The following is a 19381-nucleotide window of genomic DNA, read 5'->3' on the forward strand; positions in this document are numbered from 1 at the left end:
GCTCCTAGCGGGCGCTGACGGCGGCGTCGTCGGAATCAACCTCGACGGCGGCGACGGGCACCTCAGGCTGCGGCTTGGGAATCATCGCCACCGCACCGGCCGCCAGTACTGCGATGCCGGCGAAGATCGCGAAGTTGGCCTCGAAAGGCAACTTGGAACCTGCGATCCAGCCACCGATCAACGGCCCGGAGATGGCACCCAGACGGGCGAAGCTCAGGGCCCAGCCCGTTGCCGTGCCACGGACCTTGGCCGGGTAGTAGTCGGCGATGTACCCGGTGAGCACAAGCGACGTGGAGATGGAACCGACACCAGCGAAGGCGACGAACAGCAGGTTGACCACCATGGTGTTCGGGAAGACGAGCAGCATGATGCCCAGCCCGCCCAGGATGTAGAACACCACCAGGATGAGCTTCTTGCCGTACTTGTCTGCGGCGCGGCCCAGAAGCAGGCCACCGATGGCGGAAGCAAGGCTGAAGACCAGGAGGAAGGTCAAGGAAGAACCGAGGTCATAGCCGGCCTTCTTCATGATGCTTGGCAGCCACGTGTTCAACCCGTAGACGAGGACCAGACCGCAGAATAGGGAGATCCAGAAGAACACCGTGGAGCGCAAGTACTTCGGAGAGAACATGGTGGTGATGGTCTTCCACCAAGGATCAGCCTGCACACCTGCTTCGGGAGCCACGGCAACCACCGGCGTGTAGTTGGCGATGTTCAGCTTGGTGGCCAACGCCCTGGCCTCGGTCTTGCGGCCCTTGGACTCCAGGAATTCCAGGGATTCAGGCAGGAACTTCCAGATGATCGGAATCAGCACCACAGGCGCCGCACCGATCGCGATGACCGCACGCCAGCCACCCATGGGGAGGACGAACAGGGCGGCCAAGGCAGCGGCGACGATTCCCAGCGAGTAGCCGGAATACATGAGTCCGTAGTTGTAGGAGCGCTTGTTCGGCGCCGAGTATTCAATGGTCAGCGCTGCTGCCACCGGAATGACACCGCCCATGCCCAAACCACCGATGAGCCGGAAGAGTCCGAAGAGCTCCGGGGTCGGAGCCCAGGCAGCACCGGCCTGGGTGAGCGTGAAGATCGCCATGGAGGCCAGGAGCATCTTCTTGCGCCCCACGAGGTCGCTGAGCGTACCGATGAACAGGGCTCCAATAAGCATGCCGATCAAGGCATATGAGCCCAAGCCGCCCAAGGCCAGCGGGCTGAGGTTCCATTCCTTGTACTCGGCAAGGGCCGGAAGAATGGCTCCGAGGACGCCGACGTCGTAGCCCTCGGCGAGGATCGCGAGCCAGCAGCAGAACAACACCAGACCGGTGGTCTTCTTGGGCACATTCCAGTTGTTGACGGGTGCGGTGGCCATGGCTACTTCACCAAAACCGATGCGGCTGCGGACTCGGGAGTCCAGCGGAGGTGGGTGTTGGCCTCTTCGATCTCGGCTTCCTTCAGCAAGGACAGACGCGGACGAACTGCGTCAGTGCGGGAGCTCGGTGGTTTACGGCGACCGGCACGGAACTGCGGGATCCAGTCAGCGCCGGGCCCCTGGTACTCCTGCTCTGCGGCGGCGTGGAGGGTCCACTGGGGATCGTAGAGGTGCGTACGGCCCAAAGCGATAAGGTCCGCACGGCCTGCGAGGAGGATGGAGTTCACGTCGTCGTAGGTGGAGATGGCGCCGACGGCGATCACCGCCACGCCTGCCGGTGCGGCCACTTCCTGACGGATGCGGTCGGCGAACGGGGTCTGGTAGCTGCGGCCGAAGGCGGGCTTCTCTTCCTTGGCGACCTGTCCGGTGGAGACGTCCAGGCCGGCAGCACCGTGTGCCACGAAAGCGCGGGCGATTGCCACGGAATCGTCGGAAGTGTTGCCACCCTCGATCCAGTCAGTCGCGGAGATGCGCACCGTCACCGGCTTGCCGGCAGGCCACGCTGCGCGAACGGCGTCGAACACTTCCAGCGGGAACCGCAGCCGGTTCTCCAAGCTGCCGCCGTATTCGTCGGTCCGCTTGTTGGACACCGGCGAAAGGAAGGAGGACAGCAGGTAGCCGTGGGCAGCGTGGATTTCGAGGAGATCGAACCCTGCCTCGTCGGCACGGACGGTGGAAGCGACGAACTCCGCTTTGATGGCGTCCATGCCGGCGCGATCCAACTCCACGGGAGTCTGGTTCTCCGGGCTGTACGGCAGGGCTGAGGGACCGACGGCGGCCCAGTTGCCGGACTCGAGCGGCTGGTCGATGCCTTCCCACATGAGCTTGGTGGAACCCTTGCGGCCTGAGTGGCCCAGCTGGGCACCGATCTTGGCGGTGGAACGGCTGTGGACGAAGTCCACGATTTCCTTCCAGCTGTCACGCTGCTCGTCCGAGTACAAACCGCTGCAGCCGGGGGTGATCCGGCCGGCTGCGGAGACGCAGACCATTTCGGTCATGACCAGGCCGGCACCACCAAGGGCCTTGGAGCCGAGGTGGACCTTGTGGAAGTCGCCCGGGATGCCATCCGTGGCTGAGTACATGTCCATCGGGGAGACCACAATGCGGTTCTTCAGCTCCAGCCCACCAATGCGGAACGGCTGGAACATGGCCGGAGCCACCTCGGTGAGTCCCTGGGATTCAGCAAAGTCGCGGTCCACGGCATCCGCGAACTCGGAATCGCGGAGGCGCAGGTTTTCCTGAGTAATGCGGCGGCTGCGGGTAAGCAGGTTGAACGCGAACTGGGTGGGGTCCTGGTCCTTGTACTGCCCGATACGCTCAAACCACTCAAGCGATGCCTGCGCTGCACGCTGGGTGGACGCAACCACAGGCCGGCGCTCAGCCTCGTATGCCGCCAGCGCGGATTCAACATCAGCGTGCTCGTGCAGGCAAGCGGCCAGTGCCAACGAGTCCTCCATGGCCAGCTTGGTGCCCGAACCGATGGAGAAGTGGGCCGTGTGGGCGGCATCGCCCAGCAGCACCACGTTGTTGTGGCGCCAGTTCTCGTTGCGGACCGTGGTGAAGTTGATCCACTTGGAGTTGTTGGTCAGGACCTCATAGCCGTTCAGTTCCTCGGCGAAGATCTCACGGATCTTGGCGATTGCCTTCTCGTCCGAGACGCCTGGAGGGAAGACCTCGTTGGCGGTCTCGTCGAAGCCTGCCGCGTGCCACACGTCCTGGTGCATTTCCACGATGAACGTGGAACCCTCATCCGAGTAGGGGTACCCGTGGATCTGCATGACGCCCCACTCGGTTTCCTTCACGAAGAACTTGAAGGCCTCAAACACCTGGTCCGTGCCAAGCCACATGAACTTGTTGGTCCGGGGATCCAGGTTCGGCTTGAAAGAGTCAGCGTACTTGGCGCGGATCTGCGAGTTGATGCCGTCAGCGGCAAGAACAAGATCGTAGTTGGCTTCAAGTTCCTCAATGGCAGGAGCCAGGGTGCTGAAGCGCACGTCCACGTTCAGTTCGATGCAGCGGCGCTGCAGCAGTTCCAGCAGTTCCTTGCGGCTCATGGCAGCGAAGCCTTGGCCGCCCACCGTGATCATCTGGTCGCGGAAGTGGATGTCGATATCGGACCAGCGGGCGAAGCGGCGGCTCATGTACTCGGCCACCACGGGATCGGCATTTCCGATGCCGCCCAGGGTCTCATCGGAAAACACGACGCCGAAGCCAAAGGTGTCGCTGGCAGCGTTGCGTTCCCAAAGAGTGATGTTGTGGGACGGGTCCAGCTGCTTCATCAGTGCTGCGAAGTACAGGCCACCGGGGCCGCCTCCAACGATTGCGATTTTCATGGGTGTTGCTCCTTCTCAGGCCTGGCTCTGGCCGGCGGGGGTAAGTTCGGTCTGGCTCGCGTTCGCCTTCAGAAGGCCGTCGCGGAGCTTGAAATGCTGGAGTTTGCCGCTGGGATTGCGCGGCAGTTCGGTGACGAAGCGGACGTCCCGGGGGTACTTGTACGGGGCGATGGTCTGCTTCACGAAGTCCTGGATTTCCTTGCGCTTGCCGGCGTCGCCAGTGACGCCTTCACGCAGGACGACAAACGCGCAGACGATGCTGCCGCGCTCTTCATCCGGGATTCCGATGACCGCGTTTTCCACCACATCCGGGTGTTGGTCGATGGCCGTTTCGACCTCCGGCGCACCAATGTTGTAGCCGGAGGAAACGATCATGTTGTCCGAGCGGGCCTGGTACGTGAAGTACCCGTCCGCATCCATGGCGAAGGTGTCTCCCGTGACATTCCACCCGCGGACCACGTAGTTCGACTGGCGGGGGTCGTCCAGGTAGCGGCATCCGGTGGGGCCGATCACGGCCAGGCGGCCGATGGTGTCCGGGCCGAGTTCGTTGCCGTCGTCGTCAAGGATGGTAGCCCGGTATCCGGGCACGGCACGGCCCGTGGTTCCCGGACGGATGTCGTCGCCGGCAGCGGAAATGAAGACGTGCAGCATCTCCGTGGCACCGATGCCGTTGACGAGCCGCAGCCCGGTGGCCTCGTGCACGGCTTCCCACGTTTCCTTGGACAGGTGCTCCCCCGCCGAGACAGCGATACGCAGGCCGCGGAGGAGATCACCGCGCTTTTCCTTGAGGATCGCGCGGTACGCAGTGGGGGCGGTGAACAGGATGGTGGCCCCGGCTTTCGAGGCGTGCTCCGCCAATTCCACGGGCCCTGCCTTCTCGGTCAAGAGCGACGACGCCCCGAACCGGAGGGGAAAGACCACCAAACCCCCCAGCCCAAAAGTGAAGGCCAAGGGTGGCGAACCGGCGAAGACGTCCTCCGCGGTGGGCTGCAGGATGTAGCGGGCAAAAGTATCGGCGTTGGCCAGGATGTCCCGGTGGAAGTGCATGGTCACCTTGGGCACCCCGGTGGTGCCCGACGTCGGACCGAGCAAGGCGACGTCGTCGGCGGCCGTGTCCACTGCCGTGAACTTGCCACTCTTGTGCTGGCAGCGGGAGGCGAGGTCGCCGTCGTCGTCGAATCCGTTACCGGCCCCGTACGTCAGAACGGTGACGTCATCCCCTGCCGCAATCGCGAGCTCGTCCACAAAACGGTGGTCCGAGATGGCGACCGTCGGCTTGGTGAGTTGGATGAGCGTGGCAACCTCGGTGGAACGCAGCATGGGCATGGTGGTGACCACTACGCCGCCGGCCTTCAGAACGCCCAGCCAGGCAGCGACGATCCACGGATTGTTGGGGCCGCGGAGGAGCACGCGGTTGCCGGGAACAACACCGAGGTCTTCGGTGAGGACCTGGGCCACCTGGTTGGAGCGCTTCTGGAGCTGACCGTAGGTCCAGACCGAGCCGTCGGGGGTCCACAGGGCCGGGCGGTCCGCGCCGTACTGGTCGACAGCGTCGTCGATCAGCACCGCGGCTGCGTTGAGCCGTTCCGGGTAATGGAGTTCGGGGAGGGTAAATTCAAGCGCAGGCCAGGTATCGGCGGGCGGCAGGTGGTCGCGGGTGAACGTGTCCACGTGGGCCGATGGCATCATGCTCATGGCCGTTCCTTTCAGTGGTGCGTCGTTGAAGCTGTTGGTTGGGGAGGTATAAAGCTGTTCAGGCGCCGGCGCGGATCATGCCCTCTTGGGCCACCGTAGCGAGCAACCTGCCTTGGCGATCGAAGAAGCGGCCCATGGCCAGGCCCCTGTTGCTCTGGCCTGAGATGGCTTCCTGGGCGTAGAGGATCCATTCGTCCGCACGCCCGTCCCGGTGGAACCACATGGAGTGGTCAAGACTGGCGGTGGCGAGTCCGGGGCTGGACCAGTTCAATCCGTTGACCCGGAGCAGCGGCTCCAAAATCGTGTAATCGCAGACGTAGGCGAGGGCCGCGCGGTGGAGGTCGGCGTCGTCGGGCAGGGCGTCGAAGGCTTTGACCCAGATGGCTTGCTGAGGCACCGCACCGCCTTCAAGCTCGATGTATACCGGACCGGGAATATGCCGCATGTCGAAGCTTCGACCCGTGGACCAATAGTCTGCGGCCGCTCCCTCGGTCCCGTCCAGCGCTTCCGCAGCTGTCCGCAGTGATTCAGGCTCGACGGCGGCCGGAGCCTCTGGTTGGAAGTCCGGTCCGTCTTCGGGAACCTGGAAGGAACCCATGGCGGCATAGACGGGCCTGCCGTTCTGGAAGCCGCGGACCGTGCGGGTGGAGTACCCGCGGCCGTCCCGCAAATGTTCCACTTCGTACCGGACACTGGAACCGATATCCACCGGACGCATGAAGTAGCTGTGCATCGAGTGCAGGGTCCGGTCAGCGCCCACGGAGCGCATCATGGCGGCTGCGGCCTGTGCCACCATGTCGCCGCCGTAGGCTTTTGGCCACGGCACGTACTGGGTGGTTGCTTCATACGCTTCGTCGAAGACCTCGGCCGTTGCCGGCGTGAGCTCCATGGCCTTCAGGAAGGTCTCCGACGTCAGGGTTCCAGTGATCATGGCTTAGGCCCGGCGGTAGTCGGCAAGGGTTTCGTCGGCAACGTCTTCGAGGTTGACCACGAGGTTCTCCGGCGTGCGTGCCGTCAGCCAGACGAGTTCCTCGGTGACGGACATGTTGGCTTCAACGTGGGGCATGAACGGCGGCACGAAAACCCAGTCGCCGGCCTTCATGTCCAGGAACTCGGAGTAGTCCTCGCCGAAGTAGATCCGGCCGTGCCCCCGGAGCACGTAGCCGCCGGTTTCGGCTTCGCCGTGGTGGTGCGGAAGTGAGCGGTACCCGGGGGTGTTGGATACCTGGCCGAACCAGATTTTGGTTGCCGGGGTGTGCTGGATGCTCACGCCGGAGACGCGGATGCAGTCACCGGACTGGGCAGTATTGGTGTCTTCGGCGCCGGCGCGGGTGACAACGGGGACAACCTTGCCATCAGCCTGGGCGTAGATGGAGTTGTCGCCTTCGAGGCGGTATTCGGTGGTGGTCTGGCTCATGGGTCTCTCCTTTTTGTGTGACGTTTTCTAGGCGTTCGACAGGACGGGCGCGTGGATCCGGAACTGGTTTTCCAGCCGGCCGATCCCGTCGATTTCGGTGGTGAGGACGTCTCCGTCCTTGAGGAAGCGGGGCGGGGTCATCCCCATACCCACTCCCCCGGGCGTGCCTGTCAGGACAAGGTCGCCTGGACGCAGGATGGTGAACTGCGAAATGTAGGACAGGAGCTGCGCCGGGCCGAACACCAAGGTGCTGGTATTTCCCTGCTGGACGAGCTCACCGTTGACGTAGCCCCGAACTTCGAAGTGTTGCCCGGCTTCGTCCGCGGTGACCATGACCGGGCCCACAGGGGTTGTGCCGTCCCAGGCCTTGCCCTGGAACCACTGCAACGTCCGGCTCTGCCAGTCGCGCATGGAAACATCGTTGGCCACGGTATACCCGGCGATTGCCTCACGGGCCTGGTCCTCATCCGCATGGAACAGTTCAGAACCGACGACGACGGCGAGCTCGGCTTCCCAGTCGACGCGGCCGCTGCCGTGGACTTCTACAGCGTCGTTTGCGCCCACCAGGGTGTCCGCGTACTTGGCGAACAGCGTGGGGTACTCCGGAAGGTCGCGGCCCATTTCCTGGATATGGTCCCCGTAGTTCAGGCCGCAGCAGATGACCTTTCCGGCGCGGGGAAGGAGTGGGGCGAGGTCCGCGTCAGCTGCTGCGATCACGGTCTGGTCCGTGGATGCTGCGGCCTCTGCTGCCTTCTCGATCACAAGACGCCACTCCGGCTGGGCCAGGAGCGCCCCGACGTCAGTGGCGGGCAGCGTGAGGTAAGAGTCGGCGCCCGTGGCGAGTGCCGCCGTCGTACCTCCGTTGGCCGTGCGCAAGGTGGCGAGTTTCATTGCGGGTTCCCTTCGAGTTTTATGATGTGTCGACTTTTATGATGTGTCGACTTTTTTACGATCGTCACATATGCTCAACGTAGCACGGCGGAAATGATCTGCACAGAGGCTTTCCAAAAGTTTTTGCAGTTGCCACAACGAGGAGGAACAGCATGAGCCACCAGACGATCAACCCGGAATCGCTGCCCAAGCCATCAGGTTTTGCGCACGGCATTCTTGCCGGCAACACCGTTTTCCTGGGTGGGCAGACGGCCCTGGACAAGAACATGAATATTGTTCCCGGTGGCATCGTGGAGCAGTTCACGCAGGCGTTCTCCAACGTCATCACCACCTTGCGCGAGGCCGGCGGACAGCCCGAGGACCTGGTCAACGTGACCATCTACCTCACGGACGTGGACGACTACATGGCCAACGGCCGCGAAATCGGACGCATCTGGCGCGAGATGGCGGGATCGCAGTATCCGGCAATGGCTGGCATCGGTGTCACACGGCTGTGGCAGAAAGAGGCCCTGATCGAAATCCAGGGCATCGCGGTCATTCCCGAGCGCTAAGCCTCCGGAGTTTTTGTACAGATACCGCCCCTAAAACCGCTTCTTAAGGGCATGAGCTGTACAAAAACTCCCGTCTTTGGCGCAGGATTGGGCCATGGGAACCGTCACCGAATATCTTGAGGGCGTCAGCGAGGCCAACCGAGCGATCCTGGAGCGCATCGTAGGGATCGCCCGTGAGTTGGCCCCCGATGCCGAGGAAGGCGTCAGCTACGGAATGCCCGCGCTCCTGGTTGATGGCAAGGGCTTCCTGAGCGTGCTCGAAACCAAGAAACACTTGGCCCTTTACCCGTTCAGCGGGCAGATCCTGCCGGAGATGTCGGAGGAGCTAGGCGGCTACTCGTGGTCACCGGGGACGCTGCGGTTTTCGGCGGATAACCCCGTTCCCGACTCGATGGTGCGCCGGATCCTGGAGACGCGGTTAGCGGCGATCCGGAAGTAGGCTGTGACGCCCTAGTGCTTCGCCGACACGTCCTGCGAGATGGCGTTGGCGGTATCCACTACTTCCAGCCGCACTGACTCGAGGTACGCGTCCGGGTCAGGTTGCGACGCGACGGCTTGGGCCTGCAGGGACACGTTGATGGCCGCGACGTTGTCGCCGTTGTTGTGGTTCCACACCGGGGCCGCGATGGACATCAGCCCGATCTCCAACTCCTGGTCCAGCAAGCACCAGCCTTGCTGACGGACCTGCTCGACGGCGGCCCTCAAGTCGGGCACGCTGGCGACGGTTCGCGGCGTGAGCGGGGTGAGTTCCGCCGTCGTGAGGTATGACTCCAGCTTGGCCTGCGGCAGTCCGGCCAGCAGCACTCGGCCCATGGAGGTGGCGTAGGCCGGGAAGCGGGTGCCGACGGTGATGCCGACGTTCATGATCCGACGCGTGGCGACGCGGGCAACGTAGAAGATGTCCGGGCCGTCGAGGACAGCGGCCGACGTCGACTCCCCCAGTTTCAGGCTCAGCTGCTCAAGGTGTGGCTGGGCCAACTGCGGCAGGGACAACGCCGACAAATACGAGTAGCCAAGCTGCAGCACCTTGGCCGTGAGCGCGAAGGTCTTGCCGTCAGTGCGGACGTAGCCCAGCTCAACCAAGGTGTGCAGGAAACGGCGTGCCGTTGCGCGGGTCAGGTCCGTACGGGCGGCGACTTCGCTGAGGGTCATCACCGGGTTGTTCGCGTCGAAAGCCCGGATCACGGCGAGCCCACGGGCCAACGACTGAACATACTGGTCGCTGGCCTGCGGGGTAACTGCGGAGTCGGTCATGGTTACCAATCCTAGGGTGCGTTGCGGGGCCTACTCTGCGCGCTATACGGGGCAAATGACAGGCAGAGCGGGCCTCACAACGGGAGGGCCCAAACTTGCGGGGCCTACTCTGCGCCCCAAGCTCGGGATCAAACGCGCAGAGCGGGCCCCACAACGGGAAGGGCCCAAACTGTGGGGCCTACTCTGCCTTTTTCAACGGCAGCGGTACGAGCTCCTGGATTTCCTCGAAGGTGCAGCCGAACGTTTCGCGGACGGTGACGCCGTCGGGCCCGGTGAGAAACACAGCCTTGTCCGTGTACACGCGGGTAACGCAGCCGACGCCGGTCAGCGGATAGGTGCACTGCTCCACGAGCTTGGACACGCCGTCCCGGGTCAATAGCGTCATCATCACGAACACGTCCTTCGCCCCCGTCGCCAGGTCCATTGCACCACCGACGGCCGGGATCGCGTCCGGGGCGCCGGTGTGCCAGTTGGCGAGGTCGCCCATGGCGGAAACCTGGAACGCACCGAGGACGCAGATGTCCAGGTGTCCGCCGCGCATGATCGCGAACGAGTCAGCGTGATGGAAGTACGAGGCCCCGGGCAGTTCGGTGACGGGGATCTTGCCGGCGTTGATGAGGTCGCCGTCGATCTCGTCGCCCTCAGCGGCCGGGCCCATGCCGAGCATCCCGTTCTCCGTGTGGAGCGTGATGTTCTGTTCCTCGGTGAGGTAGTTGGACACGAGCGTCGGCTGGCCGATACCCAGGTTCACAAAGGAACCGGGCGTGATGTCGCGGGCTACCAATTGGGCGAGTTCGTCGCGGCCCAGCGGCTTTTCGGAGGTCTGGATGCTGGTTTGGGTGCTCATGGTCAGGCCACCTGTTCTGTGCTGGTGCCGCCCACGCGGACCACGCTGTTGACGTAAATTCCGGGGGTCACCACGTTCTCTGGATCCAGGGAACCGGTGGGCACGATCTCCGAAACCTGCACGATGGTGTGCTTGGCAGCGGCGGCCATGATGGGCCCGAAGTTCCGGGCGGTTTTGCGGTACACGAGGTTGCCCTTGCCGTCGGCCTTGAGTGCCTTGATCAGGGCGACATCGGCGTGAATCGGGGTTTCGAACACCTGCCATTTCCCATCCAGCAAACGGGTTTCCTTCCCCTCGGCCAGCGTGGTGCCGTAGCCGGTGGGCGTGAAGAAGCCACCAATTCCAGCGCCCGCAGCACGGATGCGCTCAGCCAGGTTGCCCTGCGGGACCAGTTCCAGCTCGATCTCGCCGGCGTGGAACTTGGCGTCAAAGTGCCAGGAATCGGACTGCCGCGGGAAGGAGCAGATCATCTTGCGGACGCGGCCTTCCTTGATCAGCAGCGCCAGGCCTTGATCGCCCTGGCCGGCGTTGTTGTTGACCACGGTCAGGTCCTTCGCGCCGCAGTCCATGAGGGCGTCGATCAGTTCGAACGGCTGCCCGGCGTTGCCGAACCCGCCGATCATCACCGTGGAACCGTCCTTGATGCCGGCGACAGCCTCGCCGACAGTGTCAATGAAATTCAACATGACCTTTAGCCCTTCACCGAAGCGGTTACGTTTTCGAGCACCACAGCCAGGCCTTGGCCCACGCCGATGCAGATCGCCGCGACGCCCCAGCGCTGCCCAGAGGCCTGCAAGGAACGGGCGAGCGTGCCCAGGATGCGGGTACCGGAAGCGCCGAGCGGGTGGCCCATCGCGATCGCCCCGCCGTGCTGGTTCACAATTGCGGGGTCGATCCCCCACGCATCAACGCACGCCAGCGATTGCGCGGCGAAAGCTTCGTTAAGTTCGACGGCGCCCACTTGGTCCCAGCCGATGCCCGCCTTCGCGAGGGCCTTGTTCGCGGCCTCAACCGGGGCGAAGCCGAAGAACTGGGGATCGTTGCCATGCGCACCGCGGCCGGCGATGCGGGCGAGGGGCTCCATGCCCAACATCCCAGCAGCTGCCTCCGAACCGATCCACGCCGCCGAAGCACCATCAGACAAAGGCGAGGCATTCCCGGCGGTGACCGTACCGCCGTCGGGCCCCGAAGACTCAGGCCGGAACACCGTCTTCAAACCGCCCAGCTTCTCCGCCGAAGAACCGGCACGGATGCCTTCGTCGCGGACCAGGTCAGTGCCCGGAACCTGTGTCACCAGGTTGTCGTAGAAGCCTTCGTTCCACGCAGCGTCGGCCAGGTTATGCGAATCAGCCGCAAAAGCATCCTGGCGTTCACGGGTAATCCCGTACTTCTCGCGTAGCCGTTCGGTGGCTTCGCCCAGGGAGATGGTCCAGTCCTTGTTCATGGCCGGGTTCACCAAGCGCCAGCCCAGAGTGGTGGACGCGAGCGTCATGTCACCGGCCGGGTACGGCTTGGAGGTCTTCGGCAGCACCCACGGAGCCCGGGACATGGATTCCGCGCCACCCACCAGCATCAGGTCGGCGTCGCCGGCGTTGATCTGGCGCGAAGCGATGATCGCCGCATCCAGGGACGAGCCGCACAGCCGGTTGACCGAGGTGCCCGGAATCGACACGGGCAGGCCGGCCAGCAGGGTAGCCATGCGGGCAACGTTGCGGTTTTCCTCGCCGGCACCGTTGGCGTTGCCGAACACCACCTCGTCGATCCGCTCAACATCCAACCCCGGCGCCCGGCGAACGGACTCGCGGACCACGTGGGCAGCAAGGTCATCGGGACGGACAGCGGCAAGACCGGAGCCGAACTTGCCAAAGGGCGTGCGCACGGCGTCGTACACAAAAGCCTGGTTCATGGGATTTCCTTTGTTCTCTCTGCCAAACTGAGTCGCAATAGTGCGCGTTTTGGAGGGTCTAAACGCGCTTAACTGCGACCTAGTTGGGTTCGTTGGAGGGGTGGGCGGTGGCCGCGTCGATGTCGGCGAATACCTTCTGGGCCGTCTTGAAGGCCGAGTTGGCCGACGGCACACTGCAATAAATGGCGGTCTGCAGCAGGATCTCCTTGATTTCGTCCCTGCTCAGGCCATTGTTGAGGGCCGCCTTGACGTGCATGGCGAGCTCCTCCCAGTGACCGTGGGCCACCAGCGCCGTGAGGGTGACCGCGGATCGCATTTGCCGGCTGAGGCCGGGCCGCGTCCAGATGCCACCCCAGGCGATCCTGGTGATCATGTCCTGGTAGTCCTCGGTAAAGGAATCCTTGGCGGCGTTGGCGCGGTCCACGTGCGCATCGCCGAGCACTTCGCGGCGGACCGCCATGCCGGCGTCGTAAATGTCCTGCGCTGTTGCGTCGGGCTGCACAGCGCCGTTGTGTTCGGAAATAGAGCTCACAGTCCGTTCTCCTTCATGAAGGTTCGCATCAAGTCCGCCACAGCGGCAGGCGCCTCTGCCGGTGCGAGGTGGGCGACGCCGTCGAGCGCTACGGCCTGGGCCGTACCGCCGCCTGCGGTAATACCGGCGGCAACAGCTTCGGCGAACGACGGCGGAGCAACAGAGTCCTCGACGCCGGCGATCGCCAACGTGGTGACGGTGATGCTGCCGAGCTGCTCGCGGACGTCGAATGAAGCCAGGGCTTCGCAGCAGAACGAGTAGCCGAAGCGGTCCGCGTCGCGCAGGGCGTGCAGGAGGCGGCTGCTGATGTCCGGCTGCCGGTCCATGAATCCGGGCGCAAACCAGCGCTCCGCGGAGCCCTGGATCATCACGGGCGTGCCCAGTTTGCGAACCGTCTCGGCGCGCTCCAGCCAGCCCTCCGGGGTGCCGAGTTTGGCGCCGGTGCACTGGACGGACAGGCTGCGGAGGCGGTCGCCGTGCTTAATCCCGAGCTGCAGGCCGGTGGCACCGCCCAGAGAGACACCGGCGTAATGGAAGCTCACGCCCGGCGAGACAGAGTCGACGAGATCGACGACGGCGTCCGCCAGTTCCGCAACATCGAAACCTTCGGTGGTGGTCGGCGAGATGCCGTGGCCGGGGAGGTCCCAGCCGATGACGTCGTACTCGTCACCCAGGAGGGCAGCGGTTTCCGTCCACAGCACAGTGGATGTGCCCAGCGACGGGCCCACCACCAGGAGCGGCTTCGCTCCCAGTTCGCGCTGCGGGGAGAGCAGCACGGCCTTGACAGTTGGCTTAGCCACGAGTGGCTCCCTTCGATGAGGATGCTGCAAAGCGCGGGTACGCGGCGAGGATCCGTCGGCTGATCTCCCGGGCCTCGCCAAGGTAGCTCGCGGGATCCAGCAGAGCCTCAAGTTCTGCGTCCGAGAGCTGGTCCGCAGGAACGGTTTCGCGCAGCAGTTTGGTGTAGATGCGGGGCTGTTCGGCGGCGGGCGCTTTCAAGGTTTCGTCGACGACAGCCTGCAGCTTCTGCTTTCCGTCCTCACCCAGGAGAGGTGCGACGGCGGCCACCACGCCTTCGCTGAGGAGCAGCGGTCCCGAGATATCGAGGTTCCGGCGCATCGCGTCAGGGAACACCCGGAGGCCTTCCGCGAGTTCGCGGAGGTGTCCGGCAGCGCCCAGGGCCAGGGCGAGCAGCTGGCGCAGGGCCTGCCATTCACTGTGCCAGGCACCGTCCGGCCGCTCGTCGTTGAAGGTTGCCGCCGCAAGGTGCAGCTGCGATGCAAGGCCCGGTGCCTGCAGTGCAGCACTGCGGATCAAGACGGACAAAACGGGGTTCTGCTTCTGCGGCATGGCGGAAGAAACGCCGCGTCCGGCGGCCAAGGGTTCGCCAAGTTCGCCGACTTCCGGGCGGCTCAGGAACAGCAGGTCGGCAGCAATCTTGCCGAAGGAATCGATCAGCGCCGCGAGCCCGTCGCCGAGGGCCGTGACGGCCAAGCGGTTGGTGTGCCACGGAGCGGGCGCGGTTGCCAGGCCAAGCCGGGCGGCCAGCGCATCCGCAAGCGTGAAAGGCGTTGCGTCCCTACCAGCAGTCAGCTTGGTACCCGAAGCCAGCGTTCCGCCCGCCCCGCCACACTGCACCGGCAATTCCAGGGTCTCCAACCGGGCAGCCGCAGCGGCGACGCCGTGGAACCACTGGGCGGCCTTGAGCCCGAAGGTAAAGGGAAGGGCGTGCTGGGTCAGGCTCCTGCCCACGCACAGCGTGTCCGCATGCTGTTCCACTAAGGTAGCGAGCGCCGTCGTCGTGCCCTTGACCTCTGCCAGCAACGCCGTGACGGTGCGGCCGGCGAGGAGCATGAGGGCGGAGTCGAGGACGTCCTGGCTGGTCAGCGAGGTGTGGACGGCGGAGTTCGCACCAACGCCGGCGGTGTCCAGCTCCCGGACGCGGGCGCGCAAGTCTCCGAGCAGGGGAATCACCGGGTTTCCGCCACCCTGCGCGCGTTCGGCAACCGAAAGAACGTCGTAAGAACCGGCATCGGCGGCTTCGGCCACCACAGCGGCGGATCCGGCAGGAACCAGTCCCGCCTCCTCAAGAACGGCAGCCCAGAAGGCTTCGACGTCGAGGATTGCCGTGATCACGGCACGGTCGCCCGTCAGCGCCGCCACAGCGGGCGACGCCGAGACGGGGCTAAGGAGGCCGAAGTCGCCGTCGGTCATGCCGGGTTTTCCGTATTAATGTCCAGCGAGCCGTCCTGCTGGAAATCCAGGAAGACGGTCTCGTCGCCACCCTGCAGGCGGATGTCCCAGGTGAGGCCGCCGTCAGGATCGCGGCGGGCGATGAGCGTCTTGCGGCGTTCAGGATCCAAGGAGCTCAACAGCGGATCGTTGGCCAGCGCTTCCTCATTTTCCGGAAGGTACACGCGGGTGAAGAGGCGGTTCATGAGGCCGCGGGCGAACACGGCCACGGAGATGAACGCAGCCGCGCCCGGTGCCGTGGGGCCTGGGTTGACGGTGGTGAACGTGTACACGCCGGAGTTGCCCACGGAGCCACGGCCCCACCCGGTGAACGTGTAGCCGTCGCGGACCAGTGAACCGGTGCGCTGGACGATGTTGCCTTCGGAATCCGGCTGCCAGATTTCCAGGATGGCGTCCGGGATGGCGTTGCCGGCTCCGTCGTACACGGTGCCCTGGAGGCGGATGCTGCCGGGGCTGCCCGGTGCCAGGAGTTCGTTGTCCTTGTCATAGGGAAGGGCGTAGCCGTAGAAGGGGCCTACGGTTTGGCCCGGTGTGGGTGCCAGCTTGCTCATGCGCTTACTCCTCGTCCCCGGCGTCGCCGTATGCTTCGTTTTCGGTCCAGGTGCGCTTGGAACCGGTCAGGATGATGTCCCACTTGTAGCCGAGCGCCCATTCCGGGCTGGTCAGCTCGTGGTCGTACTGTGCCACCAGGCGGTCACGCGCATCCTGGTCCACGATGGACTGGTAGATGGGGTCCAGCGGGAACAGCTGGTCACCCGGGAAGTACATCTGGGTGACGATTCGCTGCGTGAACTCGGAGCCGAACATGGAGAAGTGGATGTGCGCCGGGCGCCAGGCGTTCAGGTGGTTCTTCCACGGGTACGCGCCGGGCTTGATGGTGGTGAAGCTGTAGGAGCCGTCGTCACCGGTGATGCAACGCCCGACGCCGGTGAAGTTCGTGTCCAGCGGTGCGGGGTGCTGGTCGCGCTTGTGGATGTAGCGGCCTGATGCGTTGGCCTGCCAGATCTCCACGAGCTGGCCCGCCACCGGGCGGCCGTCGCCATCGAGGACGCGGCCGGCCACGATGATGCGCTCACCCTGCGGTTCGCCGTTGTGCTGGATGGTCAGGTCGGATTCCAGGGCGTGCACATCCTGGTGTCCGAACGCCGGCGAGTAAAGCTCAATGGTCTCCGGGTCCGCGTGGTGCAGGCTCTTGGTGGGGTGGCGCAGGATGCTGCTGCGGTACGGCGCGTAGTCCAGGCGCGGCATGGTCTCCGGCCCCTTGCCGTTCTTCAACGCCTCTGCGTAGCGGTCCCCGATGCCCTTGATCTCAGCACTGAGATCCGCTTGGGTTTCCACCTTCTTGGCTTGGTGGGCGGCGTGTGGCTCAGCGGGCGGCACGAGTTCCTCGGATTCGAGCGCCTGTGCTGTCTGTTCTTGCGGCACGGCCGGCTCCTTTCGGTTGATGGGTTCTCTTGGTTTGCGGGGCGGCGGCGGGTTTACACCCGGTGCAGCGAGTCGTATTGGACGGCGTGGCGCACCGGGGCGTTGGGCGCCCCATAGCCGTCATAGTTGCCCCGGCGCTCCACCATTTCGAAGAACACACTGCCCACTGTGGCGGTGTAGAAGTGGAGGAATTCGCCGTTGGCGTCCCGGTCATACAGGAGGTTGAGTTCCTTGAGGGTGGCCAGGAAGCCGGGTTCGAGATCGAACCGGGCGTCCAGGTCCTCGTAGTAGTTGGCCGGAATCTGCAGGAACTCAAGCCCGCGGTCACGCGCGGACCGGGCAGTTGCCACGAGGTCGTCCACCGCGAAGGCGATGTGTTCCTGGTACGTTTTGCGGGCTGTTTGGGCCTGCTGCGCGGGTGCCAGGTTGAGGACCAGCCTGATGGCGCCGTTGCTGGTCTCCATGACCTGCGAGCGGACCAAACCACTGGGGCTGGGAACCTCGGCGAACGGCTGCGGTTCCAGAGCCAACGCGCTGGTGTAGAAGAGGACGGCTTCGTCGAAGTGTTGCCACGGCTGGGCCAGGTTGACGTGGTCAATCACGGCGTTCTGTGCGCTGGAAGCGTGTTCCAGACCCTCGCCGAACTCGTGCGTCCACGCCGCGGTCCCGTCCGGGCTGCCCTGGCACAGGAAAATCTCGGTGGAGTCCGGCGCGGAGATGCCTTGGAAGACTTCCTCGTCAGCTTGGACTTTGCGGGCCACCACCGGCGCCTTGAGTTGCTGGGCGCGGGCGGAGGCAATCACTGGAGAGTCGACGTCGAACCCCAAAGCGGCGATTGCCGGTTCAGCGTGCGAGGCCGCCTGTTCGTTGATGATCACGCGGGCCAGGCCCATGGTCCAGAGCTGGACGTCCTTGGTGCGGTGGCGGCCCTCGAACCCGAAGCCGAGCTGGCCCAGGAGCTTCTCGAGTTGCGCGGTGTCGTCAGCCTTGACCTCCGCGAAGTTGAAGCCGGCGGGTTCGTTCACCTTGGGCAGCGTGGCCAGTTCCATGGGATAACGACGGCGGGACGCGCTGCCGTTGCCGGCTGCGGTTTCTGTTCCGGCTTCCACAGAGGTGCTTGCGAGCCACTTGGCGCTCTGCTCCTCCAACCAGATCAAGGAGCGCATGGCGTCCACCGCCGTGCGCTCGGTGTCGGACTGGCGGAAGACGTCATTGAAGACTTCCAGCGAGACGGGACCCGTGTAGCCGGCCCGGACCACGTGGCCCATGAACTTGGCGAGCTCGAACTGGCCTTCGCCGGGGAACACCCGGTAGTGGCGGCTCCAGGAGAGGACGTCCATGGAGAGCTTGGGGGCATCGGCGACCTGGACGAAGAAGATCTTCTCCGCGTTGATCTGTTCAATGGGCGCGGTGTCCCAGTCGCGGGAAAGGATGTGGAAGGAGTCCAGGCAGGTTCCAAGGTTGGGATGGTCCACCATTTCGACCAGGCGGTACGCATGCTCGTAGTCGTTGACGTACTTGCCCCAAGCGAGGGCCTCGTAGGCGACCTTGACGCCGTGATCCCCCGCCAGCTCGGCGAGTTCGGCCAGCTGCCCGGCCCTAAGATCATCGTCGTCGATGGTTGCCGTGGCAACGTTCGAGCAGACCAGGATGGTGTCCATGCCAAGGCGTGACATGAGGTTGAACTTGGCCTCGGCGCGCTTGAGGTTGGCCTTCAGCAGGTCCGCAGTGACGCCGTCGAAATCGCGGAAAGGCTGGTACAAATCCAAGCCCAGGCCCAAGTCCGCGGCCATCTTGCGCACATCTTCAGGGCTGTGCGGCGACGTCACGAGGTCCTGTTCAAAGATCTCGATGCCGTCGAAGCCCGCAATGGCACAGGCCTGCATTTTCTCCTTCAGCGTGCCGGACAGGCAGACCGTGGCGATTCCGGTGCGCATCAGTGGGCCGCGTTCGACAGCTGGGGAGCTGCTGCGTCTTCCGCGGCGATCAGCTCCAGGAAGTGTGCCCGCATCCGTTCACGGTTGGCTTCGCGTCCGGTGATGAGCTGGAAGGCGTCGGCCGCCTGTCCAACTGCCATTCGGCCGCCGTCGAGGACGTCGCATCCCTTGGCGCGGGCCTCGCGGACCAGTTGCGTTTCGATGGGGCGGTAGACGATGTCCGCCACCCAGTGCCGCGGTTCCAACAGTTCGATGTCCAGGGGAAGGCCGGGGTGGGCCGCCATGCCGATGGGGGTGCAGTGCACCAGGCCGTCGGCGAGAGGCATGACCTGGGGGAGCTCGTCGGTGCTTCGCGGCGTGACGGTGGCCTCCGGGAACAGCCCGCCGAGTTCGGCGGCACGTTCCGCAGCGCGGGCCGAGTCCATATCCACGAGGTCCAGCGTGCTGACGCCGGCTTTGAGGAGCGCGTAGGCTACGGCCGAGCCGGCGCCGCCTGCGCCGAGCTGGACCACGCGGTCCAGCTTCGCGTCCGGAAGTCCGGTGGCGAGCGCAGCGCCGAAACCGGAGAAGTCTGTGTTGTGGCCGATCAGCCGACCGTCCTGGAGGAGAACTGTATTGACGGCACCCAGGCGACGGGCGTCGTCGGAAATTTCATCAAGGTGCTCAAGCACCAACTGCTTGCACGGGTGGGTGATGTTCAGGCCGTTGAATCCCATGCGCTGGGCGGCGGTCAGGAGATCCCCGACGGCGGTGGCCGGCAGCTCGAGGTCCAGCAGGTCGATGGGGCGGTACAGCAAGCGAAGGCCCTGCACATCGGCTTCGCGTTCGTGCATGGGCGGCGTGAGCGATGGCATGACGCCTTCGCCTATGAGGCCCACCAGAACGGACTCGGCTCGGTTGCTCATCCTAAAGCTCCT

Annotated in this window: 19 protein-coding genes; 2 read left to right on the top strand and 17 right to left on the bottom strand. The window is 64.7% G+C overall.

Annotated features, from left to right (window positions below):
• Positions 1-4 precede the first annotated feature (4 nt).
• Genes AB4Y77_RS18575 through AB4Y77_RS18600 form a run of 6 tightly spaced genes read right to left on the bottom strand, consistent with a single transcriptional unit; the run spans position 5 to position 7759 of the window.
• Positions 5-1363: an MFS transporter gene (locus AB4Y77_RS18575; RefSeq protein ID WP_442014945.1), complete on the bottom strand. Its 1359-nt coding sequence runs from the start codon at positions 1361-1363 to the stop codon at positions 5-7.
• Between the two features lie 2 nt (positions 1364-1365).
• The gene (locus tag AB4Y77_RS18580; RefSeq protein ID WP_311212389.1) at positions 1366-3756 is read right to left on the bottom strand and encodes a bifunctional salicylyl-CoA 5-hydroxylase/oxidoreductase; all 2391 of its coding nucleotides are present in this window, start codon (positions 3754-3756) and stop codon (positions 1366-1368) included.
• Positions 3757-3771: 15 nt separating this feature from the next.
• Entirely contained in the window at positions 3772-5451 is a 1680-nt protein-coding gene (locus tag AB4Y77_RS18585; RefSeq protein ID WP_311212390.1) for an AMP-binding protein, read from the bottom strand.
• A 58-nt stretch (positions 5452-5509) separates the two neighbouring features.
• Positions 5510-6382, bottom strand: coding sequence for an acyl-CoA thioesterase (locus tag AB4Y77_RS18590; RefSeq protein WP_442014946.1), 873 nt, complete (start codon positions 6380-6382; stop codon positions 5510-5512).
• Between the two features lie 3 nt (positions 6383-6385).
• Positions 6386-6868, bottom strand: coding sequence for a cupin domain-containing protein (locus tag AB4Y77_RS18595; RefSeq protein WP_442014947.1), 483 nt, complete (start codon positions 6866-6868; stop codon positions 6386-6388).
• Between the two features lie 27 nt (positions 6869-6895).
• Positions 6896-7759, bottom strand: a complete 864-nt coding sequence (locus AB4Y77_RS18600; RefSeq protein WP_442014948.1) for a fumarylacetoacetate hydrolase family protein — start codon at positions 7757-7759, stop codon at positions 6896-6898.
• 152 nt (positions 7760-7911) lie between these two features.
• Here AB4Y77_RS18600 and AB4Y77_RS18605 point away from each other — a divergent pair, with 152 nt between their 5' ends.
• Together AB4Y77_RS18605 and AB4Y77_RS18610 are read left to right on the top strand one after the other, a co-directional pair.
• Complete coding sequence (locus AB4Y77_RS18605; RefSeq protein ID WP_089596898.1) at positions 7912-8310, top strand: RidA family protein; 399 nt, start codon at positions 7912-7914, stop codon at positions 8308-8310.
• Positions 8311-8404: 94 nt separating this feature from the next.
• Positions 8405-8749: an iron chaperone gene (locus AB4Y77_RS18610; RefSeq protein ID WP_311212394.1), complete on the top strand. Its 345-nt coding sequence runs from the start codon at positions 8405-8407 to the stop codon at positions 8747-8749.
• An 11-nt stretch (positions 8750-8760) separates the two neighbouring features.
• Here the strand turns inward: AB4Y77_RS18610 and AB4Y77_RS18615 are convergent, their stop codons facing one another.
• The 11 genes from AB4Y77_RS18615 to AB4Y77_RS18665 form a co-directional block, all read right to left on the bottom strand.
• Entirely contained in the window at positions 8761-9564 is an 804-nt protein-coding gene (locus AB4Y77_RS18615) for an IclR family transcriptional regulator domain-containing protein (protein WP_442014949.1), read from the bottom strand.
• A gap of 178 nt (positions 9565-9742) precedes the next feature.
• Positions 9743-10411, bottom strand: a complete 669-nt coding sequence (locus AB4Y77_RS18620) for a 3-oxoacid CoA-transferase subunit B (protein ID WP_442014950.1) — start codon at positions 10409-10411, stop codon at positions 9743-9745.
• A gap of 2 nt (positions 10412-10413) precedes the next feature.
• Positions 10414-11097 carry a 3-oxoacid CoA-transferase subunit A gene (locus AB4Y77_RS18625; protein ID WP_434372874.1) on the bottom strand — a complete coding sequence of 228 codons (684 nt, stop codon included), beginning with the start codon at positions 11095-11097 and terminating at the stop codon, positions 10414-10416.
• A 5-nt stretch (positions 11098-11102) separates the two neighbouring features.
• Entirely contained in the window at positions 11103-12317 is a 1215-nt protein-coding gene (locus tag AB4Y77_RS18630; RefSeq protein ID WP_442014951.1) for a thiolase family protein, read from the bottom strand.
• A 79-nt stretch (positions 12318-12396) separates the two neighbouring features.
• Positions 12397-12849 (bottom strand): 4-carboxymuconolactone decarboxylase, encoded by a 453-nt coding sequence (gene pcaC / locus AB4Y77_RS18635; RefSeq protein ID WP_311212398.1) that lies wholly within the window; start codon positions 12847-12849, stop codon positions 12397-12399.
• The gene (locus AB4Y77_RS18640) at positions 12846-13649 is read right to left on the bottom strand and encodes an alpha/beta fold hydrolase (RefSeq protein ID WP_442014952.1); all 804 of its coding nucleotides are present in this window, start codon (positions 13647-13649) and stop codon (positions 12846-12848) included. Before AB4Y77_RS18640 ends, pcaC begins: the two co-directional genes overlap by 4 nt.
• On the bottom strand, positions 13642-15063 hold the full coding sequence (locus tag AB4Y77_RS18645) for a lyase family protein (protein WP_442014953.1): 1422 nt from the start codon (positions 15061-15063) through the stop codon (positions 13642-13644). The genes AB4Y77_RS18640 and AB4Y77_RS18645 overlap by 8 nt, the downstream gene beginning before the upstream one ends.
• Positions 15060-15653, bottom strand: a complete 594-nt coding sequence (pcaG, locus tag AB4Y77_RS18650) for a protocatechuate 3,4-dioxygenase subunit alpha (RefSeq protein ID WP_442014954.1) — start codon at positions 15651-15653, stop codon at positions 15060-15062. Before pcaG ends, AB4Y77_RS18645 begins: the two co-directional genes overlap by 4 nt.
• Positions 15654-15657: 4 nt before the next feature.
• Positions 15658-16527: a protocatechuate 3,4-dioxygenase subunit beta gene (gene pcaH / locus AB4Y77_RS18655; protein ID WP_442014955.1), complete on the bottom strand. Its 870-nt coding sequence runs from the start codon at positions 16525-16527 to the stop codon at positions 15658-15660.
• 53 nt (positions 16528-16580) lie between these two features.
• Positions 16581-18464 carry a bifunctional sugar phosphate isomerase/epimerase/4-hydroxyphenylpyruvate dioxygenase family protein gene (locus AB4Y77_RS18660; RefSeq protein ID WP_442014956.1) on the bottom strand — a complete coding sequence of 628 codons (1884 nt, stop codon included), beginning with the start codon at positions 18462-18464 and terminating at the stop codon, positions 16581-16583.
• On the bottom strand, positions 18464-19369 hold the full coding sequence (locus AB4Y77_RS18665) for a shikimate dehydrogenase (RefSeq protein WP_442014957.1): 906 nt from the start codon (positions 19367-19369) through the stop codon (positions 18464-18466). The genes AB4Y77_RS18660 and AB4Y77_RS18665 overlap by 1 nt, the downstream gene beginning before the upstream one ends.
• Between the last annotated feature and the right edge of the window lie 12 nt (positions 19370-19381).

The organism is Paenarthrobacter sp. YAF11_1 (assembly GCF_052113445.1).
Classification (GTDB): Bacteria; Actinomycetota; Actinomycetes; order Actinomycetales; family Micrococcaceae; genus Arthrobacter.